The organism is Mammaliicoccus sp. D-M19, from assembly GCF_022386695.1.
Classification (GTDB): Bacteria; Bacillota; Bacilli; order Staphylococcales; family Staphylococcaceae; genus Mammaliicoccus; species Mammaliicoccus sciuri.
Genome location: NZ_JAJNHW010000001.1, coordinates 283279 through 300299, shown reverse-complemented (window position 1 = coordinate 300299; position 17021 = coordinate 283279). Strand labels below are relative to the sequence as shown.

Genomic DNA, 17021 nt, shown 5'->3' with positions numbered 1-17021 from the left:
GAGCTGCCTTTTTTATTTTATTCTGATTTAGGTTTATCAAGTCTTGCTTTACAATCATCGCACATAAACGTACGGATTGGGTGATTTCTTAATCTTTTTGCTTCTTTAGATTTAGAATCTAAATTAACGACAGAATCACAAATAATGCATTTCACTTTCATAATCATGGTTAAACAACCTCTATGTCAGAAACATAACTGAATTTATTTTGGTAACCATTTTCTTGATCATAAGTAAAAGCGTCGATTTTACCATCTTTATATATCATTTTTCCTTCTTTAGAGAATTGGAAAAATAAATATGGCCATTGTTCAATTGGAATCTCAATTGAATCTTGATCATTTTTTAAGACTGCTTTTGTAGCGCTTTCATTTGGTTCTGCATTTTTGATAAAAGGCATCGCATTTATGACATAAGTATCTTTTAAAAATGAACGTCTTTTATAAGTTGTTTCACTATTTAATGTTGGAGGATTTGTAGCCCCTTCAAGGATTGCACGGTTCCATGCAACATTATTTTCAAATTCAATTGGCTTTTCGCCATTAAAGATACCTTGCTCTAAATCTTCAATTTTTACTTTGCGATCATCAAAAATCCATGTTGTTGCATCTAACGTAATATTAAACTTCGTATTTCCTTTAATTTGTATCAATTTTTTCACTCCTATCAATCTCACAATTCAATTTTAACATATTTGTAATTAATAACCTTCTGTTTTCGCTTGCAATTTTCAGATTTGTAGGCTAAAATTTTATAAGTATAGAAACTTAAAAAGATTAAGGGGGAGTATGTCATGCATTACGATTCAGAAATTTGTCAAAGGGCATATGACCAATTATATAACGATTCTGAAAAAATCCTTCAGTTAATAAAGGTACAAATGGACAACTTAACAATGCCACAATGTCCTTTATATGAGGAAGTTTTAGATACGCAAATGTTTGGTCTTCAAAAGGAAGTAGATTTTGCAGTACAAATTGGACTTGTTGATAGAGAAAAGGGTCAGACACTTATGGCAAGTTTAGAAAAGGAACTATCTAAATTGCATGATGCTTTCACAAATGCTTAAATTATACAAAGTCTAGAGAGGAGAAATCTTTCTTTAGACTTATTTTTTTAGAATTGGAATGAGTCGATGGAATATATTAAGAGGTTTTTCCAGTACATTAAGAATTACTCAAAATACATAGATTTTACATTGTTAATTACTTATATCATTTTATCATTCATTGGCTTAGTGATGGTATACAGTGCAAGTATGGTTGCTGCTACAAAAGGTACTTTAACAGGTGGTATTCCAGTATCGGGAACTTACTTTTTTGTGAGGCAGCTACTATATTGTATAGTTGGATTTTTTATTGTATTTTTTATGTCGTATTTTATGCACATCAACATTTTAAAGAATAAAAGAGTACAACAAATTGTCATATTCACAATATTTGGTTTGCTCGTGTTAACGTTACTTGTTGGTACGACGATTAATGGTGCAAAAAGTTGGATTAACTTAGGATTTATGAACTTACAAGCATCGGAAATATTGAAAGTTGCAATGATTTTATACTTATCTTTCATTATTGATAAAAGGCGAAATCGACTTAAACAATTTAAACTTGCACTGATGATGCCTTTATTCTTAATCGGTACTTGTATTGGATTAGTCTTATTACAAAATGATACTGGTCAAGCGTTGATACTATGTATGATCGTATTATGTATATTTGCGTATTCAGGTATTGGTATTAAAGCCATTATAAAATGGTCTGGACCAATATTTGCAGGTGTTGTATTACTGATTATCTTTAGTATAGTGTTTAAAGGAGGCATTCTGTCACAACACCAAGCAGACCGATTTCATGTACTTGAAAATCCTTTCAACTACGAAAGTGGTATTGGATATCACTTAGCTAATTCATTATTAGCAATCGGTAATGGTGGACTCTTTGGTAAAGGGTTAGGTAATGGTATTATGAAATTAGGTTATTTACCTGAGCCGCATACAGACTTTATCTTTGCAGTTATTGCTGAAGAATTAGGCTTAGTTGGCGTGTTATTTATAATAGGATTACTTGGCTTCATTGTATATAAAGGTTTCTTATATGCAGCACTTACGGATTCATATTTCTTTAAATTAGTGTGTGTCGGTATTTCAAGCTATATTGGTATTCAAACTTTTGTCAATTTAGCTGGTATTTCAGGAACAATTCCTTTAACAGGTGTTCCATTGCCGTTTATGACATTTGGAGGATCTTCTATGTTAAGCTTAAGTATCGCGACAGGTATACTATTATTAACGGCTAAACAAATAAGAATTGAGAGTCGTCAAAGCACGAGGTAAATGCATATTTAATCAATCAAATTAATAAATTATATAAAAACTGCGGATTATAGTAGAATATAATCCGCAATTTTTATATAATGGACTAATATATTGTTTTTAGAAAATTCAAATACATTGAGGGGAGCCTCCAAATATGAGCAAAATAAACAAATTATTAGTAGCCAACCGAGGCGAAATTGCAATCAGAATTTTTAGAGCAGCTACAGAGTTAGATATTGAAACGGTAGCAATTTATTCTAATGAAGACTTAGGCGCATTGCATAGATATAAAGCAGATGAGTCTTATTTAGTAGATGAAAACCTTGGACCAACTGAAAGTTATTTAAATATAGAAGCAATTATAAAAGTTGCAAAAAAAGCAGGCGTCGATGCGATTCATCCGGGCTATGGCTTTTTAAGTGAAAATGAAACATTCGCTAAGAGATGTGCTGAAGAAGGCATTAAATTTATCGGACCAGAACTTAAACATTTAGACATGTTTGGGGATAAGGTAAAAGCAAGAGCGACAGCTATAGCTGCAGATGTTCCAGTTATTCCAGGAACTGATGGCGCGGTTGAATCATTTGAGGAAGTAGAAGCATTTACTAAAGAACACGGTTTCCCAGTTATCATCAAAGCTATTTCTGGTGGTGGTGGTAAAGGTATGCGTATTGTAAATAATGCGAGTGAATTAGAAGATGCATATCAAAGAGCTAAATCAGAAGCGGGAAAATCTTTTGGTAATAGTGAAGTTTATGTCGAAAAATACATAGATCAACCAAAACATATTGAAGTTCAAATCATAGGTGATGAGCATGGAAACTTAGTTCATTTATATGAAAGAGATTGCTCAGTACAACGTAGACATCAAAAAGTTGTAGAAGTTGCACCATCTGTTTCATTAGGTGATGAATTAAGACATCGTATTTGTAATGTTGCATTAGACTTAATGAAGAAAATTGGATATGTCAATGCAGGTACGGTTGAGTTCTTAGTATCTGGTGACGAATTCTACTTTATTGAAGTTAATCCACGTGTACAAGTTGAACATACAATTACTGAAATGGTAACAGGTATCGATATTGTTAAGACACAAATTTTAGTTGCAGAAGGTGAATCATTATTTGGTAACAAAATTGAAATGCCTCAACAAGAAGATATTACTACTTTAGGTTTTGCAATTCAAAGTCGTATCACAACTGAAGATCCTTTAAATGACTTCATGCCAGATACAGGTAAAATTATTGCTTACCGTTCAAGTGGTGGCTTTGGTGTAAGACTGGATGCTGGTGATGGATTCGAAGGTGCAGAAATTTCACCTTATTACGATTCATTATTAGTGAAAGTTTCAACACATGCTATGTCATTAAGACAAGCGACTGAAAAAATGCTACGTTCGCTTAAAGAAATGAGAATAAGAGGTATTAAAACTAATATTCCATTCTTGTATAATGTGGTAAATCACGAGAAGTTCGCAAAGGGTACATATACAACTAAATTTTTAGAGAACAACCCAGAGCTTTTTGATATTACACCGACTAGAGATAGAGGTACAAAGACGTTACAATATATCGGGAATATTTCGGTAAATGGATTCCCTGGTGTTGAAAAACGAGAAAAACCACACTTTGAAAAGTTCAAATTAGAAGAAGTATCTAATGAAGAAATTGCATCATTATCAGGTACGAAACAAATTCTAGAACAACATGGACCTGAAGGCGTAAGTAAATGGTTAAAAGAACAAGAAGAAGTACTATTGACGGATACGACGTTTAGAGATGCACATCAATCATTATTAGCTACTCGTATGAGAACATACGACATGTTACAAATCGCACCTGAAACAGCTAAATATTTAAATGACGCATTTTCTTTAGAAATGTGGGGTGGTGCAACATTTGATGTGGCATATAACTTCTTAAAAGAAAATCCATGGGAACGTTTAACACGCTTACGTAAAAAAATTCCAAATGTGTTATTCCAAATGTTATTAAGAGCATCAAATGCAGTTGGATATAAAAACTATCCTGATAATGTGATTGAAAAATTTGTTAAAGAAAGTGCTGAAGCTGGAATCGATGTGTTTAGAATATTCGATTCATTAAACTGGTTAGATCAAATGAAAGTCGCAAATGAAGCGGTACAAAAATCAGGTAAAATCTCTGAAGGTGCAATTTGCTATACAGGCGATATCTTAAATCCTGAAAGATCTAACGTATATACTTTAGAGTATTACATTAATCTAGCTAAAGAATTACAACGTGAAGGTGTACATATTCTTGGCATTAAAGATATGGCTGGTTTGTTAAAACCTAAAGCAGCTTATGAATTAATTAGTGAATTGAAGACACAAATTGATATTCCAATCCATTTACATACTCATGATACGAGTGGTAACGGATTACTTGTTTATCAAAGTGCGATTAGAGCAGGTGTCGATGTGATTGATACTGCAGTAGCAAGTATGAGTGGTACAACATCACAACCTTCAGCTAACTCTTTATACTATGCATTAAGTGGAAATGAAAGAGATGTTAGAACAAATATTGATGGTCTTGAAAGATTATCTCAATATTGGGATACAGTTAGAAACTATTATTCTGATTTTGAAAGTGATATTCGTTCTCCACATACTGAAATTTACCAACATGAGATGCCAGGTGGACAGTATTCTAACTTAGGCCAACAAGCTAAAAGTTTAGGATTAGGTGGAAGGTTTAATGAAGTTAAAGACATGTATAAACGTGTTAACTTATTATTTGGTGATATCGTAAAAGTTACACCTTCTTCTAAAGTAGTTGGGGATATGGCATTATACATGGTTCAAAATGATTTAGATGAAGAAAGTGTCATTAAACGTGGACGTTCACTAGATTTCCCTGAATCAGTTGTCTCATTCTTTAAAGGCGAAATTGGCCAACCAGTAAATGGCTTTAATAAAGAATTACAAAAAGTCATCTTAAAAGGGCAACAACCAATTGAAAAACGACCAGGAGAATTATTAGAGCCTGTTGATTTTGATGCATTGCGTGAAGAACTACAAGCTAAACAACAAGAGGAAGTAACGGAACAAGACTTAATCAGTTATGCCATTTATCCTAAAGTTTACGAACAATATATTAAGACATATGAAAGTTTCGGAAACTTATCATTGTTAGATACACCTACATTCTTATTCGGTATGAAGAAGAATGAAACGGTTGAAATAACAATTGATAAAGGTAAGATCTTAATCGTTAAATTACTTTCTATCGGTCATGTATACGAAGATGGTCATCGTTGGGTTTACTATGAGCTGAATGGTCAGCCTAGAAAAGTATACGTTAAAGATGAGTATGTTAAAGTATCTGAGGCAGTATTACAAAAAGCAGACTTAAGTAATGAATCTCATATTGGTGCTCAAATGCCTGGTACAATTTCAGAAGTGAAAGTGAAACAAGGTGATGAAGTGAAACAAGGTGATGCACTTATCATTACTGAAGCAATGAAAATGGAAACAACAATACAAGCACCATTTGATGGAACGGTAAGCAATATTTACGTTTCAGCTGGTGACAGTATTCAAACACAAGATTTAATTATTACAATCGATAAAGCATAATAAAATAAAAGCCGCTGAAATCATCAAATGATTCCAGCGGCTTTTTGAATGTTAACTTCGATGTTTAGAACGTGATATTAGCATGATGAAGTAACATAACAATCCAAATAACATTGTTATAAATAATGCATGGAAGAGTGCGATAAATAAGTTAACACGTGTAATAACTGATAAAGCACCTGTCGTTACTTGTAAACAAACAAGTATAAAAGCTAATGTCCAACCGTATTTAATTACACGGTATTGTGTATAATTTTTGAATGCATGAATGAAAATATATAATATCCAAATAAATATAATGAATGCTAAAGTTCTATGAGACATTTGAACCCATTCATAAAAGTTTTGAGGTAATCCGACTTCACCGTTTCTACATAATGGCCAACTTAAACATGCTAAACTTGCATCTGCATGTCTTACAAGTGCGCCTGAATAAATCACAAAATATATAAATAATGTAACAGCATAAGTGTGGAACTTTAAGTGTTTATCTATTATTAAGCTTGTAGCTTCGAATTTTTGATCAACTTCATAAATAATTAATGTTAATAATAAAACTGATGCGAAGCTAATGAGTGATATTCCGAAATGTAGAGATAAAATAAAACTATTTTGTTGCCAAATTACAGCTGCTGCACCAATTAAAGCTTGAGCAAAGATAAATGCAATGCTTGTAATACAAAGTGGTTTAACTTCTCTAATATGTCCAAGTTTGACCCAACTTATATAAGTAAGTAGGCAAACAAGAATAAGTGCTAATCCAGATACGCCTCTATGGGCTAATTCTATAATCGTTTCTACTGGCCAATCTGCAGGTATAACAGAGCCATGACATAATGGCCAAGAGTTTCCACAACCATCAGCAGACCCAGTCTTAGTAACTAAAGCGCCACCTAATTGGACAAAGAGCATCACAATTGTCGCTATAGTTGATAGCCATTTTAAAAATTTATCACTAAACAATTCGAACACCTCAAGTAAAATTAAAATTGATATTTATAGTACTATAAAATGAGTTTTATTCTAAAATAAACCTTATTTATATGTCAAAATATGATAGAATTTAAGAGAACAACGCATTAACAATTATTCTTACTTTAATACGATTCTAATTTAAACACTAATATCTATAGTATAACAATGAATGTGCATTGTAAATGTTACACAATAATGACTTTTTATGCGAACAAACGATAAGTAATAAAATGTCAAAATTTTGTTTCAAAAATGTATAGATTATGTGACAATTTTCATATATCATTGAGTTATATGTGAAAGATAATGGAAGGAGGGACAAAATTGCAACAAAATCAATATAGTGTGACTTCTGAGAAAGAAATTGAAACTGGACGTCTCACTTTGTATGAAATTAAAGCCATCATTAAAATGGGTCTTGTTCAAGGAAATCTGATCCCAACATTTGCGGGTGCGTGGCTTGCAATAGTATTTGGTGGATTTAACTTCTTCCACAGTTTACCGGTTGTTCTATTAATGATGGTAGGATCAACCCTTATTATGGGCGGAGCATGTGCTATAAACAATTATTATGACCAAGATATCGATTCTATCATGCCTTCTAAACAAAAGAGACCTACAGTAAATGGACGTATTAGTAATCGCCACTTAATTCAATTAAGTTTCGGATTAATGGTTGTGGGTGAAATTTTATTATTCATGATAAATATTCCAACTGGCATAATTGGATTACTTGGTATATTTGGATATGTTGTACTTTACTCAATATGGTCAAAAAGACATACTGTTTGGAATACAGTTGTAGGAAGTTTTCCAGGTGCAATACCGCCGTTAATTGGTTGGGCGAGTATTGATCCATCATTAAGCCCATTAGCATGGACACTATTCTTAGTGTTATTTGCATGGCAACCTGCTCATTTTTATGCTTTAGCTTATCGTCGTAAAGATGAATATACCTTAGCTAATATACCAATGTTACCGTCAGTCAAAAGCTTTAATAGAACGCGTTTAAGTATGTTGTTTTGGGTAGTTCTTTTATTACCGATACCGTTCTTAATGACACAACTTGGTACAGTGTTCGTTGTTATTGCAACACTGCTCAATTTAGCATGGATGTTATTAGCTTTATATGGATTTAAAAAAGAAATAAACAAATCAAAATGGGCTACGAGTATGTTTGTTTTTTCTTTAAATTATCTTGTTATTTTCTTTGTCATGACAGTTATCGTAACTGTTATACAATTAATATAATTAATTATGAATGAATGCATGAAAGAGGGGTTAAACGAATGAAGACACGTTTAAAAAACACGAAAATGTTCGGTTTGCTTGCTACTTTGCTGTTTGTATTAGCAGGTTGTGGACAAAAACATTTATCAGTTCTTCACCCAGCTGGTGAAGTTGCTGATAAACAATTCTTTTTACTAATGCTTTCAATAGGCATTATGTTGCTAGTTATTGTTGTAGTTGTTGTTATATTCTTATTTGCAATGATTAAATTCCGTCGTAAAAAGTTAGGTGAAGATTATGTACCTAAAGACGTTGAAGGAAATCATAAATTAGAATTGGTTTGGACAATCATCCCAATTATTTTACTTATTATTCTAGCAATTCCTACTGTTATGCTTACGTTCTCACTTGGAGATACTAAAGCAATCGATAAAGTAGATGAAAAAGGTAAAAGTAAAGAACTTGTTATTGATGTAACTGCTAACCTTTATTGGTGGGAGTTTAGTTATCCAAATGAAAAAATTGTTACCAGCCAAGAACTGGTTGTACCAACAGATAAAAAAGTTTACTTCAGATTACATTCAGCTGATGTTAAACACTCATTCTGGGTACCAGCAGTTGGAGGGAAATTGGATACAAACGTAGAAGGTATTAATAAATTCTACTTAAAATTCGATGATAAAAGAGCTAAAGAAGTCAAAAATCTATTCTATGGTAAGTGTGCTGAGTTATGTGGACCATCACATGCTTTAATGGACTTTAAAGTGAAAGCCCTACCACAAGATGATTTTGATAAATGGGTTAAAGATATGAAAGATGTTAAAAAACCTGTAGCCGCTACTTCTAGTCAAGCTAAAGAGGGCGAAAAGGTATTTAACAAATCATGTGCAGGATGTCACGCTGTTACACCAACTGGAGATGGAGCTAAAGGTCCTAACTTAACAAACTTTGGTGATCGTGATTTAATTGCAGGTTACTTAAAACATGATGAAGAAAATCTTAAAAAATGGATTAAAGACCCAGAAAGCGTTAAACCTGGTAATAAGATGACTGGTCAATATAAAGTTTCTGATGAAGACATTGACGCTTTATCTGCCTACTTAATGGAAAGAAAAGTTGATAAGTAAGAATTGAAAGGGAGGTTACTCTAGTGTCTACTCAAAGTAAAAAGGGGTTTGGATCGACTATTTGGGACTATTTAACAACAGTCGACCACAAAAAAATTGCTATTTTGTATTTAATTGCTGGGGGATTATTCTTTGCTATCGGTGGTATCGAAGCAATGTTAATTCGTATCCAGTTAGCAGTTCCAGAAAACGACTTTGTTACAGCTGGACTGTTTAATGAAATTATCACAATGCATGGTACAACGATGATATTCTTAGCCGCAATGCCTTTATTATTCGGTTATATGAACGCAGTTGTTCCATTACAAATTGGTGCACGAGATGTTGCATTTCCATTCTTAAATGCATTAGGTTTCTGGTTATTCTTCTTTGGTGGAATATTCTTAAACTTATCTTGGATTTTAGGTGGAGCGCCTAACGCAGGTTGGACATCTTATGCAAGTTTATCTTTAGAATCGGCAGGGCATGGTATTAACTTCTATGCTCTAGGGCTACAAATTTCTGGTGCTGGTACATTAATTGCTGGTATTAACTTTGTAGCTACAATCGTTAACATGAGAGCACCTGGTATGACGTATATGCGTATGCCACTAATGACTTGGACAACATTTGTTGCTTCTACATTAATCGTATTTGCATTCCCACCATTAACTATCGGTATTTTCTTATTAATATTCGATAGAATGTTTGGTACATCATTCTTTGTTGCTTCTCAAGGTGGTAACACAATTATTTGGGAACATTTATTCTGGATCTTTGGACACCCAGAAGTTTATATTTTAGTATTACCAGCTTTTGGTATATTCTCTGAAATTATACCTGTATTCGCTAGAAAACGTTTATTTGGTTATTCAGCGATGGTATTCGCTACAGTATTAATCGGTTTCTTAGGATTCATGGTTTGGGCTCACCACATGTTCACTGTAGGTTTAGGTCCAGTAGCTAACGCGATTTTCGCTGTTGCAACAATGGCAATTGCTGTTCCGACGGGTGTGAAAATATTCAACTGGTTACTGACTGTATGGGGCGGTAGCGTAGAATTCACAACACCAATGTTATATGCATTATTCTTTATTCCATCATTCGTAATGGGTGGTGTAACAGGTGTCATGCAAGCATCAGCACCAGCTGACTATCAATTACATGACTCATACTTTATCGTTGCTCACTTCCACTACGTAATTGTTGGCGGTGTAGTATTCGCTTTATTAGCTGGTTTACATTATTGGTTCCCGCTAATAGCTGGTAAAATGTTAAGTGAAAAATTAGGTAAAGTAACATTCTGGTTATTCTTTATCGGTTTCCATTTAACATTCTTAATTCAACATTTCTTAGGACTATGGGGTATGCCACGTCGAGTATTTACATACTTACCTGGTCAAGGATATGACATACCAAACTTAGTATCAACAATTGGTGCACTCTTCATGGCAGTAGCTGTTATTACTGAAGTTATCAATGTAATCATGACATTGGCTAAAGGTGAAAAAGTTGGAAAAGATGCTTGGGGAGACGGTCGTACTTTAGAATGGGCATTACCTGTACCAACACCTCATTATAACTTTGCACAAACACCATTAGTTCGTGGACTAGATGCATTATGGATTGAAAAAACACAAGGCGACGGAAAAATTCTTCCAGCTGAATCTTTAGATGAGATTCATATGCCAAACAATTCATTTATTCCATTCATGCAAGCGTTCGGTTTATTCGTAGCAGCATTTGGTGCTATGTATTTTGCAGATGGTAAAGAATGGGCTCTAGATGCAGTTAAAGATTTACATGAAAAACCATGGGCAGTTTATGTATTGATTCTTGGTTTAGGTATTACTGCAGGAAGTATGATTGTGAGATCACTTAAAGATGATCATGGTCACCATATTTCTAAAGAAGAGTTATTAGAGTATGAAAGGGGTGAGCGTTAATGTCACATGAAGAAGCAAAATTTACAGCTGACAATTGGCCAAACCATCCTGAAACAGCATCTATGGAAGGTAAGAATAAACTCGTAGGATTTTGGGTGTTCTTAGGTGGAGAGGTTGCATTATTCGCATCACTATTCGCTACTTACTTAGCATTAAAAGATGCTGTGCCAAGTGAAGATCATTTATTAGCTAAAGATTTATTCCATTTACCATTAGCGTTCGTAATGACAATGTTATTATTAACATCATCTCTAACAAGTGTATATGCTTTATATCATATGCGTAATTTCAATGCTAAAGGATTATTCCTTTGGATTGGTATTACAATACTGTTAGGATTAGGATTCTTAGGATTAGAAATTTATGAATTCGTAGAGTATGTACATCAAGGTCATACATTCCGTTCAAGTGCGTTTGGTAGTGCCTTCTACTTCTTGGTAGGAACACACGGATTCCACGTACTTATAGGACTAGTATGGTTAACATTACTCATCTTCCGTAATAGAGGTAGAGGATTAAGTATTTATAATGCACATAAATTTAATACTGCTGCTTTATATTGGCACTTCATTGACGTTGTATGGGTGTTTATCTTTACAGTAGTATACTTGATGGGAGCGTTAGGATAATATGAGTCAACAAATAAATCATGACGCACAAGCACTTAGAGAGTATAGAAAGCGTAAAAGTACAAAAGAAATGCGTATGCAAGTTACAAACTTTGCTATTATGATTTTTGTTACTTTTGTTGCTTTCGCGTTAGTTGCTGCTGAACTTCCTAAAGAGTTCGTTATTCCAGTTATTTTAGGATTAGCAGTACTACAAGTTGTATTACAATTCTATTATTTCATGCATATGAAAGCTGAAAAACATGGCATATCAAAATTATTCATGATTACGGGTGTATTCTTTGGATTATCGTTCGTCGTAACGTTTATTTACATCGTATGGTTAGGCGATCCGTTATTCGTAAAAACGAAATAATTTATAAAAGACTCGAGAACTTTGTTATATAAGTTCTCGAGTCTTTTTATCTTTCATAATTGGTCATATCATTGTCATAACTATTTACATTGTTGGGTTGTTTAACGGTGGATTAAATTTTATAATGAAAGTAATGACTAAGTGGGGAAGTGTAAAGAGATGGGTAACTTAACCTCAATATCTATATTCGGTTTTTGGGCAAACTGGACGCCATTCTTCTTTGTAGGCGTATTATGTGTAATAATCTTATACTTTTTAATTTGTGGAAAATGGTATAAAGATATACCAGGTGGAAGACCTTTAAGAAAAGGTGAAGCAACACTTTTCGTTATCTTAATGTTAACGATATACTTTTTAGAAGGTGGACCTATTGATCTGCTTTCACACATCATTTTTAGTTTCCATATGTTGCAAATGGCTTTGTTATTTTTAATTGTAGTTCCGTTACTGTATTTTGCTATCCCAGAGTACATCATCAAATATGTGGAAGAGCTACCCGTAATTAATAAGATTGTTCAATTATTTACAAAGCCGATATTAGCAATTTTTCTTTTTAACGGTTTATTCTCTGTATATCATATACCACTTGTGTTAGATACTTTAAAACAAGATCTTGTTTTGCATGAGTTATATACGATTATTTTATTCATTAGTGCATGGTTTATGTGGCATCCAATATTTAATAAACATATTCCTGAAGAATTGCACATGAGTAATATTAAGAAAATCTTATATATCTTCTTTATCGGTGTACTGTTAACACCTTCATGTGGACTTATCATATTTAGTGGAACTGCAATGTATGAAACATACACATCAGGTAAAGCATGGCTTGGTGCGATGACTTTATGTGTACCTGCTGATACGTTAAATACAGTCGTACAAGGAACAGGGTTATCTGGTCCAGAATACTTTACGAATTTCACACCTTTAGAAGATCAGCAAACAGGTGGCGTCATCATGAAAGTTATGCAAGAAATCGTGTTTGGTATTTATTTATATATCATTTTCATGAGATGGTTTAGATATGAGAGGAAAAATGAAAAGCAAATCACTGAAGATAGCTTGAGAAAATTACAAGAGCAAAAAGCATTATATAATCAATTTAGATAGGATGTATGAAAATGAATTTACCAATTTTACCGACAATAAGTACAACTTTCATCGTATTAAGCGCAATTTTAGTTGCTATTGGATGGTACTTTATTGCACAACGAAAAATTGAAACACATAAAAAATTTATGATATCTGCTGCAGTTGCTGCAGTCGTATTCTTTACCATTTATGCTAGTAGAACAGTATTTATTGGAAATACTTCATTTGGTGGACCGGATAATATTAAAATTTATTATACAATTTTCTTGATTTTCCATATAACGCTAGCGACTGTCGGGGCAGTGATGGGGATTTATACGATTTATTTAGGTTGGACGAATAAACTTGATAGACACCGTAAATTTGGGCCAGTAACATCTATTATTTGGTTCTGTACAGCTATTACAGGTGTTGCCGTTTATTTATTATTATATGTGTTCTATCACGGTGGAGATACAACATCTATGATAAAAGCAATTTTAGGACATTAAATTAAAACCTCTCAATCTGCTTATAACGGATTGAGAGGTTTTTTGCTCATATTATATTTTAAAGTCTGTTTTGATAAGACCAGATTCTAGTATCGTTTTGATGACGATTAAGAATAATGGTCCGATAAAGAATCCAATAAAGCCGAGTAATTTTAAACCGATAAACATGGATATTAAAGTGGGTAATGGAGATAAACCGACACCCGTACCGAATATTTTAGGTTCTAATATTTTTCTTTGAACGAGTAAAATAACAGATAGAATAATCAGTTGGATACCGAGTGTCGAATCTCCAACTATATATGCGTAGATTGCCCACGGAATTGTAAAACCTGTCGCACCAATAATCGGTAAGATGTCTATAAACCATATAAATAAACTGATGACAAACGCTGAGTCAACGCCGATAATCAGTAGACCAACATAAGTAAATAACCAAGTTATAAAGCTTAATACAACAGTAGCAGATATCATCCCGATAATAGAATGACCTATTTTATTGTATATTTTATAAACTTCATGATAAGTCGACGGATAAAGATGTTGCTTTATAAATTTATGAATATTAGGTATTTCTAGCATAAATAAGAATAATGCTACAAGAAATACAACAAGGCTTATAATGAAACCTGGTAAAGAAGATACAACTTCTGTTATATTTTCAACACTTAAATAATTTGCGATTGAATCTCTCAATGAAGCAACAAAATTCTGTAGTTCTTTGTTGATTGTTACTGCCATTTCATCGGGTAATATAGCTTTCATTTTGTCGTTATATTGTTCAATTACAGTGATGAGAATATTAATTTTATTAGGTAAATCTTTAATAAATAGTACAATCTGGTCTATTAATTTTGTTAAAAATAAAAATATAATAAATCCTGTTATTGTGAGGAGTAACGTATAAATAATCGTAACGCTCCATTTTCGACTTTTAATTTTATGTGCTAATTTATTAACAAGTGGGTTGAGCGCTAAAGCGATAACAAGTGCTGTTATTAAAGGAATTGATATCGGTAAAATGAAATAAATAAATAGAATAGATAAAACTATAATGATGAATATGCTTATGTTTCGTTTGTTTATCCATTTTTTCATAATGATAACCTCTTTGCTCATTTATATAAAAATAAAGAGACGTGAAATATCACGTCTCTACTCTGTTAGTATTATTTTAATTAATGCGTACCTAATGTATTTAATGCATTAATATCTGATGTGATACGTTCAATTAGTAAGTTACAATGTGCAACTAAATTATCTGGGTAAACTTCATCATCTCCATATTCTACACCTGTTGGATAATAGTGTTTACCGAGATATGGATCCATTAATTGAATTGTTGCGTTATTGGCACCGATGTCCCCTTTAAGTGCATAACCAGGAATTCTTAGGTAATAGACGCCTTCACTTATTTCATATTTAAAATCATAAGTGATACGTTCATAATCCCAATGTCCTCCAGCAATAAAACCATGTTTATTCATAACATCTTTTAATAGCTCTTGTTCTATGATAACCTTTTCAAGACCTGTATTATCAAATACCATGTATTTTTCCTCCCTCTAAGTACCTTTAAGTTTATTTTATGATAAAAGCGCCAATGTTGCAATGTACATTTATATTTAACAAATATGACAACATTTCGATTGATTTAGGTAAATGTTTTCCTGTAAAATGATATAATTGAATATAGGAATAAATGAGGAGGTAAATAGTTGAAAAATATTATCATAAAAGTTGTAGCAATAACTATTTTAATCATTGTACTCTTTTATTTATTCTATTCACCTAAATTAGAATTTGATGTTTTAAAGAATCCTAACTACTCTCATGATAAAGCAAATGAGAATTATTATGAGCAGCAAGCTGAAAAATCAACTGGTAATGCAAAGTTGAAAGAAGGCGTAGGTACATATGTCTATAAAAATATTAAAGAAGTCATAAATGATTTAGGACAACCAGATAGGGTATATAAGGCAGAGCACGGTCGAAAGAATTATGTCTTCAAAAATAAAGAGCATTATTATTTAATATCTACTAAAAATGATAAAGTCTCTTCAGTATTTGCTACAGGAAATAAAGTGAATGTTTCACCGATTAAAATGAAACAAGATGCAACAAAGATTTTCAATGGTACAAATATAGATATGGAACCAGTTATTGAAAGTACATATGGAAAATATCAATTAGAGTTATCTGAACGTGATATTAAGACACAATTACTGATTAAATATGGTAATGTTTATACACAGGTCTTAATTGATAGTGAAACAAATGAAGTTATGGGTGTACAGTTTATGGATTCAGATGTTGTTATTGAAAATGCACCTTTTTCAATGTCTAAAATAAATGGTGATAAAGATAACAAACTAAAGAGAACAGATAAACAAGACTTTCAAGCTCATATAAATAAAGATTTATCACTTCTTGAAATCGTTAATGAAATTAGAGAGATGAAAGATGTCAAACCATTACAGATTAATGATCAACTTACGTATATAACACAAATGGAAGCAGATTTAATTGAAGATGATATCAATGAGGAAGAAGCAGTTAAATCATTAGAAGATGGCATTACAAAACATATCAATAATCAAAAGATTGAATATGAATCCATTAACCAAAATTTAGCTTACAATTTCTATGATGTACCAACACTTATCAATAGCTGGTTAAACAACAACACCTATAGAGAAAAGTTATTAGGTAGTCAATATGATGAATTTGGTGCTGGTAATTCTCGCGAATACTATTCACTTGTTTTCAAAGAAAATAAAGAATAAGGGGGAATCATATTATGTTTACTGCAGAAACAGTTGATATACTTGATCAATCAGATGAATTAAGCGCATGTATTAAGGATTCATATATTTATCAAGAATATCTCGAAGCAAAACATCAACTTGAAACAAATTTTGAAGTTAAAATATTAAGGCAAAAATTTGATCAAATTAAATCACATTATGATGATTGTTTAAGATTTGGTAGATATCATCCTGATTACAATAGAGTAATGAAAGAAACAAGACAACAAAAGAGAGCATATGAAATGCATCCAGTTGTTTCTGAATTTAAGACTAAAGAAACTGCGTTACAAGATTTATTAGATGAAGTGATTAGCATTGTTTCTTATTCAGTTTCAAGCAATGTTAAAGTGGATACGGGTAATCCATTCTTTAGTAGCGAATCACACGGTGGCGGTTGTTCTACTGGTGGATCTTGTGGCTGTTCAACATAACATAAAAAAAGCTTTCCATTTGTCATTAGACAGAT

The 17021-nt window shown here is 32.5% G+C and carries 17 protein-coding genes; 12 read left to right on the top strand and 5 right to left on the bottom strand.

Annotated features, from left to right (window positions below; genetic code table 11):
* Positions 1 to 17: 17 nt before the first annotated feature.
* Positions 18 to 164, bottom strand: a complete 147-nt coding sequence (locus LQ675_RS01580) for a DUF2197 domain-containing protein (RefSeq protein WP_075578086.1) — start codon at positions 162 to 164, stop codon at positions 18 to 20.
* A 5-nt stretch (positions 165 to 169) separates the two neighbouring features.
* Entirely contained in the window at positions 170 to 652 is a 483-nt protein-coding gene (locus LQ675_RS01575) for a hypothetical protein (protein WP_239726757.1), read from the bottom strand.
* A gap of 141 nt (positions 653 to 793) precedes the next feature.
* Here LQ675_RS01575 and LQ675_RS01570 point away from each other — a divergent pair, with 141 nt between their 5' ends.
* From LQ675_RS01570 to LQ675_RS01560, 3 genes are all read left to right on the top strand, one after another.
* Complete coding sequence (locus LQ675_RS01570) at positions 794 to 1069, top strand: Fpa/YlaN family protein (protein ID WP_025904660.1); 276 nt, start codon at positions 794 to 796, stop codon at positions 1067 to 1069.
* A gap of 66 nt (positions 1070 to 1135) precedes the next feature.
* Positions 1136 to 2335: an FtsW/RodA/SpoVE family cell cycle protein gene (locus LQ675_RS01565; RefSeq protein WP_048542264.1), complete on the top strand. Its 1200-nt coding sequence runs from the start codon at positions 1136 to 1138 to the stop codon at positions 2333 to 2335.
* Between the two features lie 136 nt (positions 2336 to 2471).
* The gene (locus tag LQ675_RS01560) at positions 2472 to 5918 is read left to right on the top strand and encodes a pyruvate carboxylase (protein ID WP_239726769.1); all 3447 of its coding nucleotides are present in this window, start codon (positions 2472 to 2474) and stop codon (positions 5916 to 5918) included.
* Between the two features lie 51 nt (positions 5919 to 5969).
* On the opposite strand, the gene LQ675_RS01555 is transcribed toward LQ675_RS01560, so the two are convergent.
* Positions 5970 to 6881, bottom strand: a complete 912-nt coding sequence (locus tag LQ675_RS01555) for a COX15/CtaA family protein (RefSeq protein WP_048542269.1) — start codon at positions 6879 to 6881, stop codon at positions 5970 to 5972.
* Between the two features lie 357 nt (positions 6882 to 7238).
* Between LQ675_RS01555 and cyoE the strand changes: the two genes are divergently transcribed.
* From cyoE to LQ675_RS01520, 7 genes are all read left to right on the top strand, one after another.
* On the top strand, positions 7239 to 8144 hold the full coding sequence (gene cyoE / locus LQ675_RS01550) for a heme o synthase (RefSeq protein WP_049319430.1): 906 nt from the start codon (positions 7239 to 7241) through the stop codon (positions 8142 to 8144).
* 38 nt (positions 8145 to 8182) lie between these two features.
* Positions 8183 to 9250 (top strand): cytochrome c oxidase subunit II, encoded by a 1068-nt coding sequence (coxB, locus tag LQ675_RS01545; RefSeq protein WP_037587457.1) that lies wholly within the window; start codon positions 8183 to 8185, stop codon positions 9248 to 9250.
* A gap of 23 nt (positions 9251 to 9273) precedes the next feature.
* Positions 9274 to 11175 (top strand): cytochrome c oxidase subunit I, encoded by a 1902-nt coding sequence (gene ctaD, locus LQ675_RS01540; protein ID WP_048542273.1) that lies wholly within the window; start codon positions 9274 to 9276, stop codon positions 11173 to 11175.
* Entirely contained in the window at positions 11175 to 11804 is a 630-nt protein-coding gene (locus tag LQ675_RS01535; protein WP_048542275.1) for a cytochrome c oxidase subunit 3, read from the top strand. Before ctaD ends, LQ675_RS01535 begins: the two co-directional genes overlap by 1 nt.
* A 1-nt stretch (position 11805) precedes the next feature.
* Positions 11806 to 12159, top strand: a complete 354-nt coding sequence (locus tag LQ675_RS01530; RefSeq protein WP_048542277.1) for a cytochrome C oxidase subunit IV family protein — start codon at positions 11806 to 11808, stop codon at positions 12157 to 12159.
* Positions 12160 to 12318: 159 nt separating this feature from the next.
* Positions 12319 to 13272: a cytochrome c oxidase assembly factor CtaG gene (gene ctaG / locus LQ675_RS01525; protein ID WP_048542279.1), complete on the top strand. Its 954-nt coding sequence runs from the start codon at positions 12319 to 12321 to the stop codon at positions 13270 to 13272.
* Positions 13273 to 13283: 11 nt separating this feature from the next.
* Entirely contained in the window at positions 13284 to 13745 is a 462-nt protein-coding gene (locus LQ675_RS01520) for a DUF420 domain-containing protein (RefSeq protein WP_037587463.1), read from the top strand.
* A gap of 51 nt (positions 13746 to 13796) precedes the next feature.
* Here LQ675_RS01520 and ytvI read toward each other — a convergent pair whose 3' ends face one another.
* Entirely contained in the window at positions 13797 to 14843 is a 1047-nt protein-coding gene (gene ytvI, locus LQ675_RS01515) for a sporulation integral membrane protein YtvI (protein ID WP_048542280.1), read from the bottom strand.
* An 80-nt stretch (positions 14844 to 14923) separates the two neighbouring features.
* Positions 14924 to 15295, bottom strand: a complete 372-nt coding sequence (locus LQ675_RS01510; protein ID WP_048542283.1) for a YugN family protein — start codon at positions 15293 to 15295, stop codon at positions 14924 to 14926.
* Between the two features lie 168 nt (positions 15296 to 15463).
* On the opposite strand from LQ675_RS01510, the gene LQ675_RS01505 reads away from it, so the two are divergent.
* Both LQ675_RS01505 and LQ675_RS01500 read left to right on the top strand, forming a co-directional pair.
* On the top strand, positions 15464 to 16531 hold the full coding sequence (locus LQ675_RS01505) for a CAP-associated domain-containing protein (protein ID WP_048542285.1): 1068 nt from the start codon (positions 15464 to 15466) through the stop codon (positions 16529 to 16531).
* Positions 16532 to 16545: 14 nt separating this feature from the next.
* The gene (locus LQ675_RS01500; RefSeq protein ID WP_048542287.1) at positions 16546 to 16986 is read left to right on the top strand and encodes a YlbF/YmcA family competence regulator; all 441 of its coding nucleotides are present in this window, start codon (positions 16546 to 16548) and stop codon (positions 16984 to 16986) included.
* Positions 16987 to 17021 lie beyond the last annotated feature (35 nt).

Coding starts and splice junctions, on each gene's coding strand:
- LQ675_RS01570 (WP_025904660.1), top strand. CDS start 794: ATGCATTACGATTCAGAAATTTGTCAAAGGGCATATGACCAATTATAT.
- LQ675_RS01565 (WP_048542264.1), top strand. CDS start 1,136: ATGGAATATATTAAGAGGTTTTTCCAGTACATTAAGAATTACTCAAAA.
- LQ675_RS01560 (WP_239726769.1), top strand. CDS start 2,472: ATGAGCAAAATAAACAAATTATTAGTAGCCAACCGAGGCGAAATTGCA.
- coxB (WP_037587457.1), top strand. CDS start 8,183: ATGAAGACACGTTTAAAAAACACGAAAATGTTCGGTTTGCTTGCTACT.
- LQ675_RS01535 (WP_048542275.1), top strand. CDS start 11,175: ATGTCACATGAAGAAGCAAAATTTACAGCTGACAATTGGCCAAACCAT.
- LQ675_RS01530 (WP_048542277.1), top strand. CDS start 11,806: ATGAGTCAACAAATAAATCATGACGCACAAGCACTTAGAGAGTATAGA.
- ctaG (WP_048542279.1), top strand. CDS start 12,319: ATGGGTAACTTAACCTCAATATCTATATTCGGTTTTTGGGCAAACTGG.
- LQ675_RS01520 (WP_037587463.1), top strand. CDS start 13,284: ATGAATTTACCAATTTTACCGACAATAAGTACAACTTTCATCGTATTA.
- ytvI (WP_048542280.1), bottom strand. CDS start 14,843: ATGAAAAAATGGATAAACAAACGAAACATAAGCATATTCATCATTATA.
- LQ675_RS01510 (WP_048542283.1), bottom strand. CDS start 15,295: ATGGTATTTGATAATACAGGTCTTGAAAAGGTTATCATAGAACAAGAG.
- LQ675_RS01500 (WP_048542287.1), top strand. CDS start 16,546: ATGTTTACTGCAGAAACAGTTGATATACTTGATCAATCAGATGAATTA.